Genomic DNA, 23716 nt, shown 5'->3' on the forward strand with positions numbered 1-23716 from the left:
CGATCGGTTGGCGTCGCGCGGCAGCAGCGGCTTGCGATTAACGCTCTCCGTAGACCGGAGCCTTCCAGTCCTTGGGAAGCCGTCCCTGCGGGCGGACGCCGGTTGCGTCGGCTGGGATTTTTACATCCTCCACGGTTTGCAGCGGCATGTCATCGGGGAGGTGTTTGATTTTGAAGTCCTTGTATTGGATCTTCATCGCCGGCCCGACGTGGACCTGAACCGCAAGCACGCCTTCGAGCGCACGTCCGTTTTCGTCGAGATCGATCAGGTCGGCGGTTTTGTGTCCGTCGATCCAATGCTGGTGATGATTGCCACGAACCAGAACGCGGTAGTCGTGCCATTGATCGGCGGCAAACTCCTTGACGGGCATCTTGCCGACGATCCAAGGTTGCCCCTCGGGATCGATGACAACTTGTTCACCGGTGTGCGACAAAATCCGGCGGCCGCGTTCCTCGTAGAGCATGCCGTTGTATTTGGGGACATTGGCGACGACGTCGCATTGGTATCCGGTCACGATATCCAGGCCGAGATCGGGGCGCGAGGTGCCGCGGTATTGGATGCCGCTGTTGCCGCCCGCGGTGACTTTCACTTTCACGCGAAGGTCAAAGTTGCGGACCGTCGAATCCTCCCAGGTCAGGAAGCGATTCATTTTCAGCGAGCCATCGGTGACGCCGGTGATCGCGCCATCTTGGACCGACCAATACTTCGGATCGCCCGACCAGTGACGCAGCGTCTTGCCATCGAACAGCCGGACGAAGCCCTCCGCATCGGCGCGAGCTCCGACCATTGCGGACGCTTCGGGATAAGGGACCGTCGACGACGTGAACTCTCCCTTCAGCGGATCCAACGGTCCACCTAGCTCCTTCACGCGGGCGTCGGTTCGCGCCCGCATCGCCGCCAGAGTCTCTGCGTGTTTGGGATCGCTGACGAGGTTGGTCAATTCATCGGGATCGTTTTTCAGATCGTGCAGAAACTCATAGTTGCCGTGGTCGAAGTAGCGAACGTATTTGTATTCCGCGTTTCGCAGTCCTTCAAAGGCGGGGATCCGGTGTCGCACGGCGAAGTGTTCGTGAAAGCTTTCGGTCCGCCAGTCGGCCGGCTTTTGATCGGCGACGATCGGTCGCAAGCTGCGGCCTTGATAACGCTTGGGAATCTCCGCGCCGGCCCAATCGACGAAGGTCGCTGGAAGATCCAGGTTCAGCGCGATCGCGTCGCTGACTTTGCCACGCTGCGAACTGTCGACGCGAGGATCGGCGACGATCATCGGGACGCGAAGCGATTCTTCGAAGTGAGACCATTTGCCCGCCAAGCCGCGGTTGCCCATGTGGTAACCGTTGTCTGCGGTGTAGACGATGATCGTGTTGTCGGCCAGTCCGGCGGCTTGCAACGCTTCGAGAAAGCGACCGACAGCCGCATCGATTCCGGTCGTCATGCGGTAGTAGGCGCGGATGTTGGTTTGGTACCTGGCGTCGGTGTTCCATCGCCAGAAAAAGCGTTCGCGGTTGATCGTCGTCCGCAGAAACTCGGGGAGCGCGTCGAAGATCGCTGGATCGTTCAAGCGGGGCGGCGCGAGGACGGTGTCTTCGAACTTGCCGTCGACGCCTTGAGGCCACGGAAAGGCGCCGATCCCCGGCCGGCGATCTTTATCTTCGGCGTGGCAAGCGTTGAACCACATGTTCAATGCAAAGGGTTTGTCGGCCGGTTGGTTCTCGATGAACTCGATTCCGCGATCGACGATCAGATCGGTCTCGTGACGCAGGCTACCGTCGGGCATCCGCTTGTAATAAGGGTTCCGCGAGATCGCTTCAAATTCGTCGAAGTGATCCTTTTGCTTAAAGCCACGCGGCATCTTGGCGTGCCATTTCCCAAAGTATCCCGTCCGGTACCCACGCTCGCGAAGGATGTCGCTGTACAGAGTCTCTACGGCGTCGGGACGGGCGAGTTCCGGGTTGGCGGCGGTGCCGTAACTGCGTCCGGTCAGCCCCGTCAGGATCGTGGTGCGGCTGACCCAACAGATCGACTGAGAGACAAACGCGTTGTCAAATCGCGTGCCGCGAGCGGCCAGGGCGTCGATGTTCGGTGTCTCCGCGGCGGCGTTGCCGTAACATCCCAGCGAGCTACTGGTTTGATCGTCAGCGAAGAAAAAGACGATGTTTGGACGTTCGTCGGCGACGACGTTTCCGCAGCAAATGAGTGCCAACGCACCCAACAGCAGATTGATTTTCATGGCTTTCCGTGGACTTCGATTCGTTGGGGGCTCGATCGATCAAACGCGCGACGTCGCTTGATGGCAACGCCCGGTGCGTCGCAGGGGATCGAGAAGGGGGGTGAACCGAGTTTAGCCGAAGTCCGGCCGCGATGCGCGTTGGACGACGGAGAAAGCCTTCTGGAGGAGTTGGGAGTAGAGGAGTTGGGAGCGTTTCCTAGGCGGCTTTGCTGCTGAAGTCGTTGCCGACCAAGCTGCTGTAGAAATCGTTTCTGCCCAGCAATTGATGATGGGTGCCGACGTCGGACAGTTCGCCCTGTTCGATGATCGCAACTCGATCGGCCAATTCCAACGTGGTCGGTCGGTGAGTGATCATGATGCCGGTTCGATCCTTAAGGAAATCGCTGAGCACATCGTGGATCAACGCTTCGCTTTCCAGGTCGATCTGGCTGGTCGCTTCGTCGAGGATCAAGATCTCCGGATCTCGCAGAATCGCTCGCGCCAAAGCGAGCCGTTGCATCTGCCCGCCGCTCAGGTGCATGCTGCCGCAGCCTAGCAGGGTCTGGTAGCCATCGGGCATCTTGCTGGTGATAAATTCATCGGCGTGCGCCCGCTTAGCCGCCTGGATCGCTTGCTCTTCGGAGGCTCCCGGCGTTCCGTAGCGGATGTTGTTGAGGATCGTATCCTCGAACAAAAACGTCCGTTGGGTGACCAGGCCGATGCGGCGACGCAGATCGCGCAAACGGATCTCGTTGATCGGCACATCGTCGATCGTGACGCTACCCGATTGAGGATCGTAGAACCGGCACAACAGATTGATCAACGTGCTTTTGCCCGAACCGTTGGGCCCGACGATCGCAATCGTTTCCCCTTGTTTGATCTCCAAGTTCAATCCGTTGAGCGTCATTGGGCCCGAAGGATACGAGAACTGGATGTCGTTGAAGGCGATCCTTTGATGGCGGCCGGTGAGGCTTTTCGGTTCTGCCGGATCGACGACGCGAATCGGTTGGTCCAGGATTTCGAAGATTCGATCGGCCGCAGCGATGCCGCGTTGCAGAACGCTCCAGACATCGGTCAGCTTCCGTGCCGGGTCGGTCGTTCCGATCAGGAAGGCGAAAAACAGCAGGACCTCTGCGAACCCAAGTTCGGTGTAGGTCATGCGGATTCCCAGCAAGTGGGTCTTTTGGTTCAGCACCAGATAGCCGCCGGCGATGATCGCCAGCGAGATCATCGCCATCCCTAACAGCTCGGTCGCGGGGCGGGTGAGCGAATGATACCAAGAGGCTTTCATCGACTTGGAATAACAGAGCTGAGCGGAGCGCGAGAAGCGAGCTCTCTCGAAGCCTTGGGTGTTGTACGCTTTGACAACTTTGATACCAGCAAATGCTTCGTTCAGCACGCTGTACATCTGCGTCATCTCTTCCATCACGCGGCGGCTGGCGCGGCGGATCGATTTGCTGAGCACCGAGATCACCCAAGCCATCAACGGGGCGACGACCATGACCAGCAACAGCAGACGCCAGCAGACGATCGCGGCACCGACGACGCAGACGATCATCTTCATCGGTTCGCGGATCGTGCGTCCAAACAGGACGTTGATTCCGGTGGCGATGTTGCCAACGTCGTTGGTCAAGCGAGCGGTCAGGCTGCTGGAGCCGTTATCGCCGAAGCTGTCTAGGTCCAACCGCAACGATTGGCGAAACAGCATGTTCCGCACGTCCATGCAGGTCCGTTCGGAGATCTCTTGAACCAGCATCAAGTTGGCGGTCAGGGCGATTAATTTGATCGCCGTGCCGATCATCAGCACCACGATCAACATCACCAACACTTGGAAGGGACTGTCGGGCATTTTATCAGCCCACGGTCGTGCCCATGCCAGCGCATCGGCTTTGCGCAACTCAAGCTCGCGTTTGGAGTTCTGCCACAGGATCTGGTTATCGATCTGTTGCCGTTGGTCGTCGTTGGCTGCGGCTTCGCGTTGCTGCGCCAGTTGTTCCAAATCGGCATCGATTTGGGTGATCTGAACGTCCAGCTTCTCCTGCTCTTTCGCGACGTAGCTGGAGACCCCTTCGCCCTCGAAGACGATTTCGATCATCGGGTACAGCGTACCGATGTTCAGGCCCCACAACAAAGCGACAAAGGCTGACGAAAGGACAACGCCAGCGATCGCCAACCGTTGCTTAAACGAGATCCGCAGGATGCGGCAAAAATTTCGCATGGATGAGCGACCGTCCTTGATCGCGAGAGATAAACGGGAAATCCAATGTGATGCAACGGAGGCAATCGTAGGAATGCTTATCGTTTGACGCAAGGGAAATATTCAGTCGCGATGGGTTTGCTAGCGATAGCAGTTGTCCGTCGGTTAACGATTGTGGGGGTTACGAAGAGCCGGGCAATCGTCCGTTTTCGGCGATTTCATCGGTCGGTCGACAGGTTGCGCAGCGACGCCCGCAGCGCGATTGGGCGAACCACCAAGGCAAACCAGGGGAAAACAGGACAGGCATCGATTCGCCAACAGCCACTGCGGGCCGAAGGTCCAGCAATTTGCATCGCCCAGCCTGCAGCGCTGGGTATCGGCCGGAGGCCCGTCGCGTCCCAGGTCCCGACAGGTGAATTGGGGCAACGGCCCGGGGCGCGCATCTATCGGGCCTTCAGCCCTGAAGGTTTTGAAATTGTCGCGGCCTAAACCCAGGCCGATGGCCTGGGCTATGCAAATGGTCGAGCCTTCGGCCCTGATTCGGCGTGTCCCTGATGGGGGCGAGCGATATGGCAAACGAAAGGGACAGGCACATTCCGCCGCCATCCACCGCGGGCCGAAGGCCCAGCAATTTGCATAGCCCAGCCTGCAGGGCTGGGTAACGGCCGGAGGCCCGTCGCGTCCCAGGTCCCGACAGGTGAATTGGGGCAACGGCCCGGGGGGCGCTCATCTATTCGGGCCTTCAGCCCAGAAGGTTTTGAAATTGTCGTGGCCTAAACCCAGGCCGATGGCCTGGGCTATGCAAATGGTCGAGCCTTCGGCCCTGACTCGGCGTGTCCCTGATGGGGGCGAGCGATATGGCAAACGAAAGGGACAGGCTCATTCCGCCAACAGCCACTGCGGGCCTAAGGTCCCGCAATTTGCATAGCCCAGCCTGCAGGGCTGGCTAACGGCCGAGACGCCCCCAACACACTCTCATCACGCGAAGGGCCAACGGCCCGGGGCTGAGCTATCACGCAACGGCTAAACTGCTTTGATACAAACGCTCAATAGCCGTAAGGTGAAATGAACAGCCCCCATACCAATTCACTCGCCCGGGTTTAAGATACCAACAGCGGAAAAAGATCGCTTCCTGGTGCCAACTGGATAAACGCAATATGATCACTCCCATGAATCCCCCCCGAATTGGCAAACCGCGTTGGCTGCGTCTGATTTTGATCGTCGCGATTCTCTTTGCCCCTTGGGCAAAGGCGAACGCTCAGGACGACACGGGCCCCCGAGCGTTGTCCCGAGCGTTTCAAAATGCAGCCAAATTGGCGACCGCTTCGGTCGTGACCGTCATCGCGTACGGGCAGAACCTGGATGACCAGGGGATGCCGGTCGGAGCGGACGAGGCGGACGATTTTGATATCGAATCCCCCGACGATGGCGACGAGATCTCCGATTTGGATGACATCCCGCACACCAAAGAGATGCTGCCGGCGACCGGGTTGGGATCGGGAGTGATCCTGACGGCCGAGGGGCTGATCATCAGCAACAATCACGTGATTCGCGACGCCCGCCGAGTGATCGTGCGGTTGCACGATGGACTGGAAATCACCGCGACGAAGGTGTTGGGCGATCCGGCCAGCGACATTGCCATCATTCAAATCGAGACCGAAGAAAAGTTGGTCGCTGCCAGGCTGGGGAATTCCAAAGATCTGCAGATCGGCGAATGGGTGCTAGCGATCGGCAGCCCGTTTCGCTTGGATGCAACCGTCAGTGCGGGGATCATCAGCGCGATCGGTCGCCGCTTGGACGCGATTCGCCGCGGTCGTCTGCTGCAGACCGATGCGGCGATCAACCCGGGCAACTCGGGAGGTCCGTTGATCAATCTCGATGGCGAGGTGGTTGGGATCAGCACCGCGATCGCGACCCGCAGCGGCGGTTACCAAGGCATCGGTTTTGCGGTCCCGATCAACCAAGCGAACTGGATCGCTCGCGAGTTGGCCGAATTTGGCGAAGTCCGCCGCGCGTCGATCGGTTTGTCGTTGGCGATGTTAAATGCGCGGATCGCTCGTCAGTTGGAACTGCCGATGAAGACGGGGATCTTGGTCGTCGCGGTTACTAAAAATCATGCCGCAGCCAAAGCGGGTGTCGAACCCTATGATGTGATTTTGGAATTTAATGGCCAAGCGATCGTCAAGCCACGCGATTTACAAGAGGCGATCGAACGCGAACCGATCGGGTCGACGCAGCAGTTGACATTGTTCCGCAAAGGGGAACGTTTGGAACTGACAGTCACCCTGGAAGCCGCTCTCTAGAATCCTTTTTCGCGGCGGCTTGTTCGCGATACGTTCTCACCCTGCATTCCTTCCTCGACAAACTTTAACCCAGCGATCCCTATCGTGCTCGAAGCCTTCTTAGAACATTTTTTTGCGTTCGATCTACTCACCTGGTTGCACACCGCCCCGTGGATCTTAATCGCGTTGGGATTGGTCGTCGGCGTGTTGATGCTGGGCAAATCGGCAGACGTGTTGGTCGATGAAGCGACCGAGTTGTCGTTGAAGTTGGGGATGCCACGGGTGATCGTGGGAGCGACGATCGTCAGTCTTGGCACCACCACTCCCGAAGCTGTCGTCAGCGTAATGGCGGCGATCGGCGGAACGCCAGGCTTGGCTTTGGGGAACGCTGTCGGATCGATCATCTGCGACACCGGTCTGATCCTGGGCGTCGCGTGCCTGATCGCACCGATTCCTTTGGACCGTTGGTTGGTCAATCGCCAGGGTATGGTTCAATTTGGTGCCGGATTGTTGTTGATCGGGATGTGTGTGCCATGGACCCGATTGGGGACCATGATGACCGAGGGAGGCGTGTTGCCGCAGTGGGGCGGTTTCATGTTCCTGGGGCTGCTTGCGGTCTACGTCTTGTGGTCGATCCACGTTGCCAAATCGAAAGGTGTCAGCGACGAACCATCCGATGAGAGCGGAGAACCGGAGGCGGTTCGATCGACGGTGGGGATGGTCTTTATGCTGCTGGTCGCCACGTTTTTTGTCGTCGTGTCGTCGGAGATATTGATCTCTGCAGCGATCGAGACGGCCGCGCGATTAAATGTTCCCGAAGGAGTGATCGCGGCGACGTTGGTCGCGTTTGGCACCTCGCTGCCCGAACTGACGATCGCCGTTACCGCCAGCCTAAAAGGTCGCGGCGAGCTGGCGATCGGCAACGTGATCGGTGCCGACATCTTGAACGTGTTGTTTGTCGCTGGAGCCGCCGCGGCGGTCACGCCCGTTGGTCTCAACGCGGCGCCGGAGTTTTTCCGAGTCCAGTTCCCCGCGATGTTAGCGGTCTTGATCACCTTCCGCGTGGCGATCATGTGTGCCAAGGGAGACCAATTGCCCCGCTGGGCCGGCGGTCTGTTAGTCGGCTTCTATTTCGCCTACCTCGGCTTCAGTTTCGTGATGCGGTAGCAGGCGTCCAATGCCCCTGCGTTAGCGATTCCCAGATCCAGCGTCCCAAAGAGCGACGTTGGCATTGCAGCCGCACAAAGGCTCGCTGTCCGCAGCGCAGCCGCAGGCTTTGTGTTTCGGTCAGCGAGACGTAGGCGTTGATCCGCGGTTCGCACAACTCAAAACGATCCTCTTCGGATTTGATCACCGCCAGACTGCCGCCGTAGGGAGCGATCAACGCGTCGTCGGGCACGACCTGCGACGCCCGCGATTCGGCGTGAGCGAGATGAGCTTGCCAGGCAGGCTGCCGATGGACGATCACGGTCACTGGCATCTGGCTGCCGTCGTCGCTGAAGTTGGCTTCGCGTTGACTCAGCGAAACCTTCAATCGCTTCCGCTGCTCGAATCCGACAGCTCCCAATTCATCGCCTTGCCGAACGTAACAGCCCTGCAGCAGTTCCAGTTGGCGAGCCACGATCCGACCGTCGCTTGGTGCGCGGACGATCAGGCTGTCGACCTCGGTCTGTTTCTGTTGCCTCTGCTGACGCAATCCGATCAGCCGCGATTGAGCGTCGGCTGATTGCGATAGGTCACCGTTCCAACGCGCCCCGCGGAGTTCCTGTTCCAGTTGCAACAGTTCTTTATTCAGCATTCCCAGTCGCTGTTGCAGTTCGTCGTTGCGGAGCGTTGCGATCGGTTGGCCGGCGACGACGCGGTCGCCATCGCGAACATGAACGCTGTCGACAAATGCATCCAGCGGAGCGCGGACGATCGCGGGAGGATCGTATTGGACAACCGCCGGAGTGGTCTGGCGCAAATCGGCAGGAACAACAAACAGCAACAGCATCGCGATCGACACCAGTCCGCCCAACCGAATCGCCAACCGCGTGGCAAACAATTTGCCTTCGCTGTGCAGTTGCCGCAGATGTTGGCTCAATCGCCACAGCGGCAACAGTGCAAAAGAGATCGCGCCGGCGGCGGCGATCAAAATTCCCGCGCCATGAAAAATGGCCGCTGCGGCCAACGTCATTCCCGAGACGGTGAACACCCGGTAGACGGCGGCGGCAAGTCCATAGACTTTCACCCAGGGGGGATCCCCCGCGGGCATCGCTGGCTGGCGTGGATCGAGCCCCAGCACGTAACGAGATCCCCAAAACCGCGCGTACGATTGGCCATATCCGTACAGATTGTCGATGCCGGTGATGTCGGCCAGAGCAAAGTAGCCATCGAACTTCAGCAGCGGGTTGAGGTTAAACAGGATCGAACTGATCGAGGCTAATAGAAAGAGGTCGGCGGCGGCTTGTTGCAGCGGCAGGGAGTCGGCAAGATTCCAAGCCAGCAATGCCAGACCGGCAACCGCCAACTCGACCGCCACGCCGGCAAGGGTCACATGCAACCGCTGCCACCGCGAACGAAACCTCCATGCCGAGGAGACGTCGACGTAGGCGATCGGCATCATCAGGATGATCGCAAGTCCGGCATCGCGGACCGTACCGCCATACGACTTACAGGTCCCGGCGTGCGCCGATTCGTGGACAATCTTCAAGCTGACCCAAGCGACCGCTAGCCACAGTCCGCGCCAGGGCGTTAACAAGTTCTCGTAGCTGGCGAAGAAGTCGCTCCATTGCCCGGTCATCAACAGCAGACCAAAGACCAGAACCGCCAAGCCGCACAACTGCGTCTGCCATGAAAAGAGCCAGCGGCAGCGAGGGACCCAGGCGGTCAGGATCCGATCGGGATCCAACAGCGAAGCTTTCCAGAAATAGCAGCGTCCCAGCAACGATAGGCATCGCCCCGGCAGCGGTGTCGGCGCGGCAGCAGCACCGCCGGGCGCGACCGCAGTTCCAGTCAATTCGTTTTTGATCAGCCACTGGCAAAACGTGGCGGCCGATTCGCGAGACCAATCGCTGGCCGGTCGATCGGCTGCATCGCGTTTCCTCGCGTTCCAGGCAGCTTCGGGAGTCGCACCGCCGGTCAACGCGGCAAGGAACGCTTGTTCGTCGGGCCCAAGTCGATAGAAGCGATGGTTGTGAGGATCTTCGAGGACACATCCGCCCGCGTCGTCGCTGCGCGGATGCAGGACGAGATCGTTGCGCAATCGCAGGCTCTCTGGCAGGGGCGTCTTCGCTGGCGCTTCGCCGTGGTTTGTCATCTCACCACCCAATCAAACCGCGGAGTGCGTCGTAGGGGCGATGGAACAACAACCAAGCGACCGATCGACGTCCGGCTTGGATACTGGCGGTGCCATGCATCCCGGGGCGAAGTGCAAGGTCTTGATTATCGATGGCAGCTTCGGCGATGAAGACGCTCGCCTCGTCGCGGATTTCGCTGCGTGGATGGATCTGCGTCAAATGAGCCTGATGATACGCACCGGCGACGGCGTCCAAGCGGATCGACGTCGGCATCCCGATTTGCACGTTGGCGATGTCCGATTCGGGGATCGCGATCTCGGCGACCAATCGATCCAACGGAGCGATCTCGAACAAATTTTCACCGACCTGCAACGGGATCCCCTCGGCGCGTTCCAAATCGCCGCTGACGACAACACCCGCGATCGGCGAACGGATTTCGAGATTCTGTTCACGCGACTTGAGCATTTGGATCTCGCTGCGGAGATGTTGCACCTCCAGCCGCTCGAGCTGCGACTTGGAACCATCGCCGCTGGAGAGGGCGGCGGCGCGGCGTTGGAGGGCTTGATCGATCTTGGCTTGCAAGCTGGCGATCTGGGCCAGCAGGTCGCCGCCATCGAGAATCGCAAGGACCTGTCCGGCGTCGACGGAGTCTCCCGGACCAACAAGCGACTGCTGCAGCTTGCCATCAAACGGAGCAACGACAAAACGGCGCAGCGCCGGTTCACAGGTCACGGCGCACTGGATCGAATGTTGCCAGGGGATTGCGCCGATCAACAGCGCGGCGAAGCCGATCGCGAGGATCCAGCGAGCGTCTTGCTTTTGCTTGGCAGCCCAGGTGCGAAGGCGTTCGACAAGAGCGTGGTTGGGGGCGGATGCGTTATCGCGCGGCGTGGGATTGGTGGCGGTGGGATCGCTCGTTTGCGGTGGCGGCACGGATTCCAAGCGATGGATGATCGCTAGATGAGCCGCCGCCAGTTCGACTTCACGCGTCCGCGCTTCGAACCACTGGGCTGCATTGCCACGGTTTTCACAGCCGAACAAGATCGAAATCGCTTCGCCATCGACCGCCGGCAGGACCGCCGCGACCAGGAACTGTTGCTGGCTGGAGGAGACGATCCGCGATTGAGTCTGGGCTGTCGTCATCGCTTGCAGCGCCAAGGCAGCTGCTTTTTGGCGGGTCTCCGGCGAATTGTCGCCTCGCAACGATAGCCCTTTCAATTGCCCGTCGGAGGTTTGCGACCAATGCGTGACGCTGATCGCGTCGTAACGGGCGAACAGCCGCTGGATCAACGACGCCATCAATTGAACGCTCACCGAACCGCTGGCTGTGCGAATCGGCTCGGGCTGTGGCAATGGCGGGTTCGCCGCGGTTGCGGCGCTACCCAAATTTGGAGTCCGGCGCGGCGCGGCGACGCTGGCTGCCGGGGAGTCGATGACCACGATCTGCCCCACTTATTTCAGTTGCATGGTGAGTTGTGGTTGATCCGCCGCGTTGGCATTTGGATCCGCATCGAGATTCAAAAGATGGCATCGCGAGCCGGCATTGAGCAGACGGTCGGCGTTGTCGACGCGAACTTTGACCGTGTACATGTTGGTCTCGCCATCGGGAAAAGGAGAGACGAAATAGATCGAACCTGTCGCCCGACGATTCGAATCGACAAATTGTACTGTCGCGTGACCGCCAACTTGGATCTCGGGACGACGGTCGCGTGGCACCAGGAAATTGACCGACAAAACATTCAACTGGGCCAACACGCAGACGTCGGGATCGACCGCACCAACATACTCTCCCTCTTCTTTGAGGAATTGAACGATCACGCCATCGAAGGGAGCGGCGACGCAATATTGATTCGCTTCGGCCGTCAATTTTTTGAACTCGGCCTTCCGCTGCAGCTGTTTCTCTTGAGCGGTCAACACATTTGCTTCAGCCAACGCAACCTGTTCGCGGGCTTGCAACAGTTCCACGGGCGTGGCGTGCTCGCGGCCGGCCAGTGTTTCGATCCGTTCAAATCGCGTTCGCCGGGCGGCGAGTTCCGCTTTCGCTGTTGCCAATTCGCCGCGTGCCTGCAGCGCGACGCGACTGATCTGAACAAGTTCTTGGTGGACCGATGAATCGAGTTTCAGCAGGCAGTCCCCCTTCAACACCTCGCTCCCTTCGGCAACGGTGCGGGCGTCGACGATGCCGGTGACCGCGGCGGCGACGCGAGCCGTCCGGAACGGCTGGCTAAAGCCTTCGATCGGGCTGTATTCATAATCGCTGGCGGAAGCTGGGGGTGTAAACTGAGCAACGGCCAGCGGGCCATGGAAGCTCTGCAGACCGAAAACCGCGAGCAGGTAGAGGAGAGCCCTGTAGAACATCGCACCGTTGGGGATGGAGTGTTGAGACGGCACCAGCACAAAACCTTGGGTTTTGTTCGCCTCAAAAACGTACCGCCCAAATTGGAGAGCACCCGATCGGTTCGGTCAAATGGAGCGAAAGCACTGCAGCCTACGGCAACGAGATTGCCGAATGTGCCGACCATTCCAAGATCTCTAGTTTCCAATAGGATTGGAAAAGAAGACCAAAGCCCCGGTCGCCCGTTGGACTTCGATCAAGCTGCGATTGTATTGCGTGATCGATTGCAACAGCGCCAGTTCCTCGCGCAACAAGCGGTCTTGTCCGTTGAGAAGATCGTCCAGCTGCAGTTGTCCCAGCCGCGGATCGTTGCCCAGCAAATGCCAGCGATCATCGAGGTATTTGATTTCGGCCTGGACCGCGGCAAGCGATTCGCGGCGGCTGATCGCGGCGGCGTGCGACGCGCGGAGATTGCGGATCGCGATCTCCACCTCCGCCCGAATGTTGCCCGTCTTTTCACGGATCAACATGGTCAATTGAGTCAGTTCGTATTGCCGTTGACGGACCAGACCGTTGGCGGTGCGGTTGCGATAGGGGAGAAGGTACTGCACGCCACCGCCTACCCCAGGCCGGCCGTCGGTAAACTGGTTTGCCCAGGCGCCGGCGATATCGGACGATCCCTGGCGTCCGGCCAGCTGACCTTGCAAGACAAGATTCAATTGAGGCCGCGTTTGGTCTTGGGCGAGGTTCAAGCGGACCTGCGTCGCGTTGACCAGTTCGTGCAGTTCCTGGATCTCGGGACGCCGGTGGATTGCCACGGCAACTTCGCTTTCGATATTGAAGTCGACCGGAATGATCACCGCGGGCTGAGCTGGCAACAGTTCGGCCTGTCCCTGATCGCTGAACGACGGTGCATTGACGAGCGACCGCAACCGCGACTCCTGATTCCTAATGTTGGCTTCGGCCAGCGACAGTTCGGCTGTGCGATTGGCGACCGCTGCTTGGGCTCGCAAAACCTGGCTGCGAACCGAATCGAGCGATTGGCGGTGTTCCAATTGTCGAGCGATTCGTTGGGCGCGGTCGAGATGTCGCTGTCGAATCAACAGATTGGCCCGCTCGACATACAGCGACCAATAGGCGTTGGCGACGTCAAACAACTGGGTCAGAATCGCGTCGGTATATTTGGCCTGAGCCGCGGCGGTATCGAATTGGGCGGTCAGGATCAGACTGCGATTGGCGTCGATGTGGCGTCCCTGCAACAACGGCTGGCTCCAGTTGGCGAACAGCCCCGCGGAACCTTGGTTGTTGGGAAGGAAGAAGGTGGAGTTGCTGTTCTTGTGACCAATGCTTTGACCGAAGCCATAACTGCCACCCGATGTGGTTTGTCCTCGCAGCCCCGCTTCGGTTCCCAGCAGTTGGTCTTCCAATCGCGGCGGGCCACCGGTGGTCAGCGTATTTTCAACCGGATCGCTGGTACTATTGAGATCGGTATCGCTATAGATCCGCGGATCGAAGACGCCTCGCGCTTGCTCGATCTGCGTGCCGCTGATCCAAGGCGTTTGAGCGACCGCTTGGACGCGTGCCGAGTGCTGTACGGTTAACGAAAACAGCATCATCAGGTCGACGGGGATCGTATGCGGCGCATGCCGCAGCGGCGTTGCGGTTGCCGCGACCCACCAATCGATCGGGCCAGTCGATGCCGCCGCGTCGGAGACCTCCGCAAGCGTTGGTTGTTCGTCAACGCGAATCGCATCGGATGCCCAAGCGGCGAGCATCTGCGATGTCGTGGCCGTGATCGGTTGCGGCGCCGTGGCTGCTGACGATGCGTTCAACCGTGGTAACAACAACTGTGCCGCCGGCGCAGCTTGTTGTGCGCTAGCACCCCTAGAGACACTCACTATGATCGTGAGTGTCACTACAAGCATCTGTAGTTTTCGTTGGTGAACAGGTGTCATTTAACTCGGCGATTCCTGCACTAAAACACGTTCAGGTTGTGTCTTTATCGTCGGCTGCACCACCCCAACTGAGCTAAATGTATCAATCCTAAAAATCGCCTCGGCGGGATCTTTCGCATCAACTGCAACCCATCACTTGGCGATTGCCTATATCCAAGAAAAACGACAGCGGATCGCGCTGTCACTCCGACGCGTGCGATACCGCGGGCTAGGTTTTAGCGGCCAAGATTGCGCGCGGTGGATGCTCGCAGGCCAAGCGAATCGGGGCATTGAACGTGTTAAAAAAACTTCTCTCAAACCTGGACCGGCGTCTGCGCACTCAGTCGGTCGCGGTCGAGGACCACCGGATACCGGCGCGAATCGATGCGATGCGGTTGGAGGATCGAATCCTCTATAGCGCTGTACCGATGGTCGACCACGCCGAAGTGCAGGCCGAAGGAGCATCGGATGCTGGCGAGCCCGCAGACCTCGTCGCGAGCCCCACCGATTCGACGGCGTCGGCAGAGGGAAACGATTCGCCCGACGACGTGATCGCGTTTGATGTCGAGATGCTGGCGAGCGCGGCAGACGATCCGGCGGTCCGAAACGAGATCGTGTTCATCGACGCGGCGGTCGACGATTTGGATGCGCTGTTGGAGGACTTGTTTTCCAGCGGCGATCACGAACGCGACATCGAGGTCGTGCTGTTGGAGGCGGGGGACGACGGAATCGATCGGATCAGCGAGCATCTCGAGCGGCGTTCGGGACTCGATGCGGTTCATATAATAAGTCACGGCGACGGCCAGGGAATTCAGTTGGGTGCGGCGCGGCTCGATTCGCGGTCGGCCGAGGCGTACGCGGGCCAGATCGCCAGCTGGGCGGGGGCGTTGGATGTCGATGCCGATCTGATGATCTACGGTTGCGATTTGGCAAGCAGTTCCGCCGGGCAGGACTTGCTGGCATCGATCGCCGCGCTGTGCGACTGTGACGTGGCGGCTAGCGAGGACATCACCGGAAACAGCGAACTTGGGGGCGACTGGGATCTGGAATATCGCGTCGGCGCAATCGAAGCCGAGGTAGCGATTTCGGCGACGGCCCAGGTTCAATGGCAACATACGCTCGATTTCTCCTCTCCCTCGGGCGGATCGATCTGGTTGTCGACCAAAGACGACGCCAACGGTTCGGGCTTTGGCGGCAATCTGTTTGTCGACGAGAGCGATGTGTTGGAACTGGTCGACCCGGGCGTCCGCTTTGGCGACGACTCCGGTGGTTCGGTGGACAATCGGATGAACCTGAATGCGTTCAGCAGTTTGAAAGCGACGCTCAACGCGATGCATGTCGTTGGAAGCGATCAGACGGTGGGAGGAACCTTCCACGACGGGATCGATCTGAAAGCGGGAGATCTGCTGTTTTCGACCGAGACTTCGGTAACGCTGACCAGCTTGAATTCAGTGCATGTCAACGAACACGACCTGGTCCTCTTCTCGCCGACAGCGCCGGGCGATTACAGCAGCGGAACGTTCACGATCTTGTTGGACGATCTGCCGAGCGGACCGCTGCAAGGCATCACGCTGGTCGAACACGAGACGCTGATCGGCGACTACACCGTGAGCGCGGGAGATTTTCTGTTCATCAGCAGTCTGGCCGACAAACAGATCAGACTTTACGAGACCGAAGATGTTGGTGCCAACACCTCGGGAACCGTCCGAGTTCTGTTGGATGTCAGCGACACTAACGTCGCTATCGACAGCGCCGTCTACGGGATCGAACTGATCGAAACCGACACGCAAGTTGGCGGGTTCAGTCTCACCGCCGGGCAGATCCTGTTGACGACCGACGGCGACGGCGAGGTGGGGCAGAACGCGCTGTGGACCACGCGGCAGGACATCTTTGCCATGGACGTTTCGCAGACAACGCTGGTTGCCGGAGCGGATAGCGGAGTCGCGACGACGGCGTTGTTTTTTGATGGCAGCGACATGTTCCTCGATTCGACTTCCGAGAGTCTCGATGCGATCGCGCTGTACAGCTCCAGTTCGGCACCAACAAACATCACTCTCACCAGTACCGCCGTCGACGAAAATACCGACACATCAGTCGGATACACCATGGCAACGCTGACGTCATCGGATCCCGACCCGGGTGATACGGCAAGCTTTTCGATTGTCGGCGGGGCCGATCAAGCGAAGTTCACAATCGACGGGTCGGATCGATTGGTCCTGACCGACGGAATTCTGGATTTCGAAAACCAGTCGACTTACATGGTCACGGTGCGAGCGACCGATTCAGACGGATTGTATTCCGAGAAACTGCTGACGATCGATGTCAACGATATCAACGAAGCTCCCATGGTGACGGCGATCGCCTCGGATCCCAACTTCGTTGAAAACGGATCGGCTGTCGTCCTGTTCGGTTCAACAGACATTAACCCGATCGATACAGGAGACCAAATCACCAGTCTGCAATTTTCGGTCGACGGTCTGCAGAACGGCGAACATGAAATCTTGCATGTCGACGGCGATACCATCGTGCTGATCGACGAGTTCACCGCGACCACACTAGCCAACCGATACGATGTCGCGGTCAACGTGGTCGGCGGCACCGCTCGCGTTTCGGTCAGCAAAACTGGCAGCTTCACGACGACCAGCGGAGAAGAATTGGTCGATAGCCTGCGTTACGAAAACAAGAGTGAATCGCCACGCGGTGCGTCACGAGAGATCGCGTTAATCTACATCCAAGACGATGGTGGCACCGCCGATGGCGGAGACGACGATCGCGTTGTCGAGATCGTATCGACGGTGACACTGACAGCGGTCAACGACGAACAAGCGCTGACAACCAACGCAGTCGCCTCGGTCGCTGAAGGATCGACCGGCAACGTGCTGAACAACATGCTACTGGAAACGACCGACGTCGATCATTCGGCGGCGGTATTGATCTACACGATCGTCACCGACGCCGAGCACGGAGCATTGCGCCGCAGTGGCGTCGTTCTAGCGACCGGGGATACCTTCTCGCAAGCAGATATCGACGCGGGCTGGATCCATTACGACCACGATGGCAGCGAAACCACAACGGATCATTTCACGTTCACCGTCGATGATGGGATAGGCACCAATACGGCGGCCAGTTTCCACTGGACGATCGCTCCCGTCAACGACAACTCCGTCTCAGCGATCGTCGACAGCGATGCCAGCGCCGCGTCGGTCTATGAAGCAGCCGACGTGGGAACCGCCGTTGGCATCACCGCGTTAGCCAACGATGCCGATGTCGGCGATGAGATCATGTACCGATTGGACGATGATGCGGAGGGACGGTTTGCAATCGATCCGGTCACGGGCAAAGTTACCGTAGCCGATGGCAGTCGATTGAATTTTGAAGCGTCCAGATCACACGACATTGAAATTCGAGCGACCTCCACCGACGGTTCCTTCCAAACACAGACCTTCCGCATCGCAGTCGAGAACGTCAACGAAGCGCCGCAGATCACGGGACTCGATGGTGGCGTGGTTTCAGCCTTCAACAACGGCACCACCACGCGATTGGATGCCCTGGGCAATGCGAGCTTATTCGATCCGGAAAGCCCCGCCGATTACAGCGATGCGGTTTTGTCGGTGCAGGGGATTGGATTCACGGCTGACGATCTTCTGGTTTTCGATACCGCGGGGGCGGTTACGCTGTCGGTGGGAATCGCCGACGGGTCGACCGTGTCGGTCGACGGTACCCTTATGGCGACACTGTCGGCAACATCCAACGCCGGGCTGACGCTGACCTTCGATGGGAATGCGACAGCCGACGAAATCGAAACGATCTTGCAGTCGGTGAGCTTCCAATCCAGCTCCGATACGCTGGGGGATCGCCGGATCGAACTGACGTTCAACGATGGTGACGGCGCAGCCAACGGGGGCGATCCGGTCAGTTCCACGATCGCGGTCACCGTCTCGGTTGCGTTAGCTCCACCCGGCGACCGATTGGTGACCACCGCCGAAGATGTTGCCTACATCTTTGCTGCTGCCGACTTCGATCACACACCCTTTGCTGCAGACAGCGAAGCGACGATCGAGATAACGCGGTTGCCGGCAGAGGGAATGCTGACGCTTTCGGGCAGATCGGTCGTGCTAGGGGAACAGATTACTCAAGCTGATTTGGCCGCGGGACGGCTGGAATTTGTCCCCGAACCCGATGGCAACGGCGAGCTATATGCCTCGTTTGAATACAACGTCTATTCCAGTAAGACTTCGATGAAGCTGTTGGCGGGTGAACCCAATTCGTTCACTCTCAACGGCGGATCGCTTGGCCCAACCGATGCGATTCTGGCCAACCCGGGTAATTTCGGTCCGACGGAGATCTGGGAGGCGAGCGTATCGGTAGTCCCCGCATCGGCGACGATCGATGCCGCCTACTTGGCTCAGGGCGATGTGTTGTTCAACGGTTTTGTTCCCGATGCAAACTGGACGGCCGACGAGATGGCGGCACTGGAGACGTGGATCCAGGCTGGCGGAATATTTATCGTCAACAGCGACACCGACGCCTACGATCGGGTCTCCTTCCATTTTGGCTTGGCGATCGCGGGTTCGGGCAATAGCGTTTGGCACGTCGACGATTCGACGCATCCGATTATGGATGGACCTTTTGGAGCTGTCGGCAACGCTGGTACTCCATTCCAAGCCACCGGAGCGATCGGTTACTTTGATCGCGACAGTTTGGCGATCGGCGACCAAGTCTTGGCGACCGATTCGGTAACGGGTGAACCGACGCTGGTCGTGCGACAGCATGGTGAAGGATGGATCTTGTTTTCGGCCGACGAAGGGATCTTTCGCGCGGGAATGACGGGCGACGGCACGATTGCGACGGCAAACGATATTCTGGTTGCAAACATCTTTGCCTGGGCAGCGGATCAATTGACCGAGACGTCGTCGTATCAAACGAACATCGAAGTCGAAGCGGTCAACGATGCTCCGCTGAATCTTGGCGGACTGCCAGGTGCTCTGTTGGGCTGGGAAGATCGCAGCATCGATGTCGATCTCAGTGCGATGCAATTGACGGACATCGATTCGGCGACTTCTGAACTTACGCTTACACTTTCGACTCAATCCGCGGGAACGCTATCGGCACTTTCCGGGTGGGGCGTGACAGTCGCTGGCGGTGACGGCACATCGGTCTCCTTGATCGGGACGGCCGACGCTTTAAACGCATTCCTTGCCGATCGGACTCGCGTTCAGTTCACCGCGACGAACGACGCAGTTGGCATCGAGGCCGACGCAATCCACGTCGAATTGAGCGATGGCGGGGGTGTAAGTGCAACGGTCGATTTGGGAATCGTCAAGATCGATGTCGTCGCTGTCAACGATCCACCGCAACTGGTGACAAATCTCGGCGCGATGGTGACCGAAGGGGCGATTGGCAATTCGATCACGCAAACCATGCTCGCTGGCAGCGACGTCGATAATGCCGATGCAGGACTCGTCTATACGTTGACCGAAGCGACGCAGCACGGAACGCTGACGCTGCTTGGGTTCGGCGACCTGCGGGTATCGGACACGTTCACACAAGCCGACATCGATGCCGGACGAATACTCTACAGCCACGATGGCAGCGAAACTCTCGAAGATGCGTTCCGATTCCTGTTGTCCGACGATGGAGCCGATGGCGTTCTCCCCACGCTGGGACGGTTCGTCTTCACAATCTTGCCAAGCAACGATCATACAACCACAGCGATCGTCGACCGCGACGCATCCGCCGACGTCGTGTTGGAAAACGCAGCGATAGGGAGCAGGATCGGCGTTCGAGCGTTTGCCGCCGACGGCGACCTGTTGGACACGATTTTTTACCGACTGGACGACAACGACGGCGGGCGATTTATGATCGATGCCCTCAGCGGTGTGGTTCGGGTTGCCGGGCCGATCGATCGTGAAAACGATGGCCCCAGCCGAAGCATCACCATTCGCGCCACCAGCAGCGACGGGTCGTATCAAACGCTGGCCGTGGCGATCGCCATCGCGGACGTCAACGAATTTGATGTCGGCCCGATCACCGACGTCGATGCGGCAACCGATCGGGTTGAAGAGAACGCCGAGGCCGGCACGTTGGTCGGTTTCACCGCAACCGCATTCGATCGAGACGCAACCGACAACGCGGTCCAATTTACATTGTCCGACGACGCGGGGGGGAGATTTGAGATCGACGCGACCACGGGTGAAATCCGTGTCGCCGACGGCGCGGTGCTCGATTTTGAATCGAACGTCCGCCACAACGTAGTCGTCGTGGCGAGTGGTTCGGATGGCAGCACTAGCACCCGAACCATCGCGATCGCATTGGAAGATGTCGATGAGCCAGTGGGCAACTTGGAAACAAGCACCCCCAAATCGACCGACGAACCAAGCGCTGGAACGCCCGTGGCAACCGGGAGCGGCACGACCAATCCAGTCCTCCCGACGGGGTCCGAAACCGATGACGACAGCGACGACGAGAACGACAAAATTCTGGCGCCGCCGCCGGTCGTCGATGAGAACGACGAACGGGAGGGTGCCTCGGTTCGCAGGGGCACGGGTGCCGAAACGTTGGTGCTATCGATAGACGAGACCGACGACGGATTGGAATCGGGACCGACCTTCCAAGCCAACGTGATCCCGGCCGATCGATCGATGGTATCCAACACTCCACAACCAATGCAGCTGTTGCACAGCGCGATGCTCGATCCGTTGGGCAATTTCGAAACATTCGACTTCAACGCGACGTCGTTGACCGGGTCGTTGGATCGATTTGCCGAAGGGCTTGCCGATGAAGACGCATCGCTGCAATTGGTCGCTGGAACGGCAAGCTGTCTGTTTGCCGGAGCCAGCGTCGGGGTCGCCTTGTGGGCGATCAATTCGACGGCACTGGTCGGCTTCATGAGTGCCGCGGTCCCCGCATGGGCTCGTTTCGACCCGATTTATATTGTCCGGGATGGCGTCGCGTCGAAGGACGACGACGATCTCTCGATCGCCGGAATTATTACTCAGAGCAGCCACGCCAACTGCGAGGCGAAAAAATGAAGATCAGTACGAAAACCAAACTGACGGCAAGCATCGTGCTGTTATGTGTCTCGGCCATCTTGGTTGCAAGTCTGGCCGATTTGATCCCCGATGAACGCAAACTGCGGTCTCAGGGACGCGTCGATATGTGTGAGTCGTTGGCAACCAGCGTGACGTTCTTGGTAAGCAAACGCGAGTTTGCCCAAGCGCAAACACAGCTCGAACTGTTCGCTGATCGATACGAAGACGTTGTCTCGACGGGTTTGCGATATCACAACGGAGCGATCGTCGCCCAGACGGGGAACCACGAAGTCGACTGGCAACGTGGCGTGAGCAATCGCGAGGATGGTTGTTATGTCGTCACGATCGATTCGCACAATGGTCGCTGGGGAGAATTGGAACTGCAATTCACACCCCTGTACGCAGGCATTCACCGGTACATCAGCGGTTCGTTGTTGAAACTGCTGGCGTTGGTCGTGCCGCTGTTGACCGTCGTCTGCCACTTCCATTTCAATCGCATCCTCCGATTCCTGGACCCCAAACGCGTCGTCCCCAATCGCGTCCGCCAGACCTTGGACAGTTTTGCCGAAGGGGTCGTGTTGTTGGACGCCGACGATCGGATCGTGTTGGCCAACGACGCCTTTACCAAATATCTGCAGCGTCCGATCGATGCGTTGCTGGGAATCAAATTTTCCGAATTGCCATTGGAATCGACCGAAGAGGGGAAGCGAGGGCTCGCGTCGCTGTGGCACGACGCTCGCAACGATGCCGATCTGCGAGGCGTGACGACCAAGTTGATCGATGACGCGGGGAATGCGACGGCGATCTTTTCGGTCAACGTGACCCCCGTGCTCGATGACGCCGGCAATTACCAAGGCTTGATGGCCGCGTTCGCCGACGTCACGCCTTTGGAACGCAAACGCGCCCAGTTGGCCAGGACGCTGGAGGATCTGCATCGGTCCAAACAAGAGATCAGCAATCAGAACAAAGAACTGCGTTATCTGGCGACACGCGATCCGTTGACCGCGTGCCTGAATCGGCGCACCTTCTTCGAACTGTTTGACGACCATTGGAATCGGGCGGAAACCGATGGCGTGCCGCTGTGCGCGATGATGGTCGACATCGATTTCTTCAAACCGATCAACGACACTTACGGTCACAGCATGGGAGACGAAGTGCTGCGACAAACCGGCGAACTGCTGAACTCCTTGGCTCGCGAGGAAGATGTCGTCTGTCGTTATGGTGGCGAAGAATTCAGCATTTTGATGCCTGGCGCGACGCTTTGCGACGCCGAAGCGGCAGCGGAACGCATCCGGGTTCGGATGGGCGAGCTGCAGTTTCCCGAGTTTTCGATCACCGCCAGTATCGGTTTGTCGGGATTTGCATTGGGGGCTAGCGATCCGCAGGGAATGTTGGACCAAGCCGACAAATGCTTGTATGTCGCCAAACGCAATGGCCGCAACAAGGTAGTTCGCTTCGACACGGTCCCGGCCGATCTGGTGGTCGACGAATCGAAGATCGATCGTTCCAAGCCCGAACCGACATCCTCAACAGCACCGGCGATTCCCTTCCCAGCCGTCTCGGCTTTGCTGTCGGCGATGTCGTACCGCGACAGCCAGACCGCGCAACATTCGATCCGCGTTTCCAACACCGCCGCGTTGCTGGCCCAACGCGTGCTCAGCCCGCGCGAGGTGTACGTGGTCGAAATCGCCGCGTTGCTGCACGACATCGGTAAGATCGGCGTTCCCGACGCGATTCTGTTGAAGCCCGGGCCGCTGACAAAAGAAGAATGGATGCAGATGGAAAGACACGATCGAATCGGTGTGGAGATCATCAACAAATCGTTCAAGCACCCGCGGCTAACCGACATCGTCCGCTACCATCACGTTCGCTTCGACGGCAGCGGCGGCAACCCAGGGGATCCGGTTGGCGATGCGATTCCGATCGGCGCAAGGATCTTGACGATCGTCGATTCGTTTGATGCGATGATCTCCGATCGCCCCTATCGCAAAGGGATGTCGATAGCCGATGCGATCGCCGAATTGCGCCGCTGTTCGGGAACGCAATTCGATCCCGAACTTGTGCAAATCTTTGTCGAGGTGTTGGAAGCGCGGGGGGCGACGCAACAGATCGACAGTCAGGAATCGATGTCCAATGAAATGATCCTGTCGATTGGCGAACAGGTGGAATGCCTGATCGATGCCGCCGACGCGGGGGACCGCAAAACCTTCGTCGCTCTCGTCGAACGGCTGCGATTGACCGCCGAACATTCCCATGTCGAATCGCTTTCCCAAGCGGCCCGCAACGCGATCGCAGTCGTCAACGAAGACGAACAATTGCAAAACTTGGTCGAACAGTCGTTTGAATTACTGACGGTTTGTCGATCGATGCGGTCGAAGATTGCCTCGCACGATCTCGATCTCGAACCCGCCGCCGGAGCGGTAAACGATGCGTAAGGATGCTGAAAAGCGACG

General features: G+C 58.9%; 10 protein-coding genes. 4 read left to right on the forward strand and 6 right to left on the reverse strand.

Annotated elements, in window-relative coordinates; genetic code table 11:
- Positions 1–37 precede the first annotated feature (37 nt).
- Both EC9_RS08605 and EC9_RS08610 read right to left on the reverse strand, forming a co-directional pair.
- Positions 38–2227, reverse strand: coding sequence for a sulfatase-like hydrolase/transferase (locus EC9_RS08605; protein WP_145344096.1), 2190 nt, complete (start codon positions 2225–2227; stop codon positions 38–40).
- A gap of 196 nt (positions 2228–2423) precedes the next feature.
- On the reverse strand, positions 2424–4424 hold the full coding sequence (locus EC9_RS08610) for an ABC transporter ATP-binding protein (protein ID WP_145344097.1): 2001 nt from the start codon (positions 4422–4424) through the stop codon (positions 2424–2426).
- 1148 nt (positions 4425–5572) lie between these two features.
- Between EC9_RS08610 and EC9_RS08615 the strand changes: the two genes are divergently transcribed.
- Both EC9_RS08615 and EC9_RS08620 read left to right on the forward strand, forming a co-directional pair.
- The gene (locus EC9_RS08615) at positions 5573–6706 is read left to right on the forward strand and encodes a S1C family serine protease (RefSeq protein ID WP_218934679.1); all 1134 of its coding nucleotides are present in this window, start codon (positions 5573–5575) and stop codon (positions 6704–6706) included.
- An 84-nt stretch (positions 6707–6790) separates the two neighbouring features.
- Positions 6791–7852 carry a calcium/sodium antiporter gene (locus tag EC9_RS08620; protein WP_197451712.1) on the forward strand — a complete coding sequence of 354 codons (1062 nt, stop codon included), beginning with the start codon at positions 6791–6793 and terminating at the stop codon, positions 7850–7852.
- On the opposite strand, the gene EC9_RS08625 is transcribed toward EC9_RS08620, so the two are convergent.
- The 4 genes from EC9_RS08625 to EC9_RS08640 form a co-directional block, all read right to left on the reverse strand.
- Positions 7833–9983 carry a biotin/lipoyl-binding protein gene (locus tag EC9_RS08625; protein ID WP_145344099.1) on the reverse strand — a complete coding sequence of 717 codons (2151 nt, stop codon included), beginning with the start codon at positions 9981–9983 and terminating at the stop codon, positions 7833–7835. The genes EC9_RS08620 and EC9_RS08625 overlap by 20 nt on opposite strands.
- A gap of 1 nt (position 9984) precedes the next feature.
- Entirely contained in the window at positions 9985–11403 is a 1419-nt protein-coding gene (locus EC9_RS08630) for an efflux RND transporter periplasmic adaptor subunit (RefSeq protein ID WP_145344101.1), read from the reverse strand.
- A 12-nt stretch (positions 11404–11415) separates the two neighbouring features.
- A complete protein-coding gene (locus tag EC9_RS08635) occupies positions 11416–12354 on the reverse strand; it encodes an efflux RND transporter periplasmic adaptor subunit (RefSeq protein WP_145344103.1) in 939 nt (312 codons plus the stop codon).
- Positions 12355–12495: 141 nt separating this feature from the next.
- Positions 12496–14196 (reverse strand): TolC family protein, encoded by a 1701-nt coding sequence (locus EC9_RS08640; protein WP_218934680.1) that lies wholly within the window; start codon positions 14194–14196, stop codon positions 12496–12498.
- Between the two features lie 332 nt (positions 14197–14528).
- Here EC9_RS08640 and EC9_RS08645 point away from each other — a divergent pair, with 332 nt between their 5' ends.
- Together EC9_RS08645 and EC9_RS08650 are read left to right on the forward strand one after the other, a co-directional pair.
- The gene (locus EC9_RS08645) at positions 14529–21263 is read left to right on the forward strand and encodes a DUF4347 domain-containing protein (RefSeq protein WP_246106128.1); all 6735 of its coding nucleotides are present in this window, start codon (positions 14529–14531) and stop codon (positions 21261–21263) included.
- Positions 21260–23698 (forward strand): diguanylate cyclase, encoded by a 2439-nt coding sequence (locus tag EC9_RS08650; RefSeq protein ID WP_218934681.1) that lies wholly within the window; start codon positions 21260–21262, stop codon positions 23696–23698. The genes EC9_RS08645 and EC9_RS08650 overlap by 4 nt, the downstream gene beginning before the upstream one ends.
- Positions 23699–23716: the final 18 nt, after the last annotated feature.

It is taken from the genome of Rosistilla ulvae (assembly GCF_007741475.1).
Classification (GTDB): Bacteria; Planctomycetota; Planctomycetia; order Pirellulales; family Pirellulaceae; genus Rosistilla; species Rosistilla ulvae.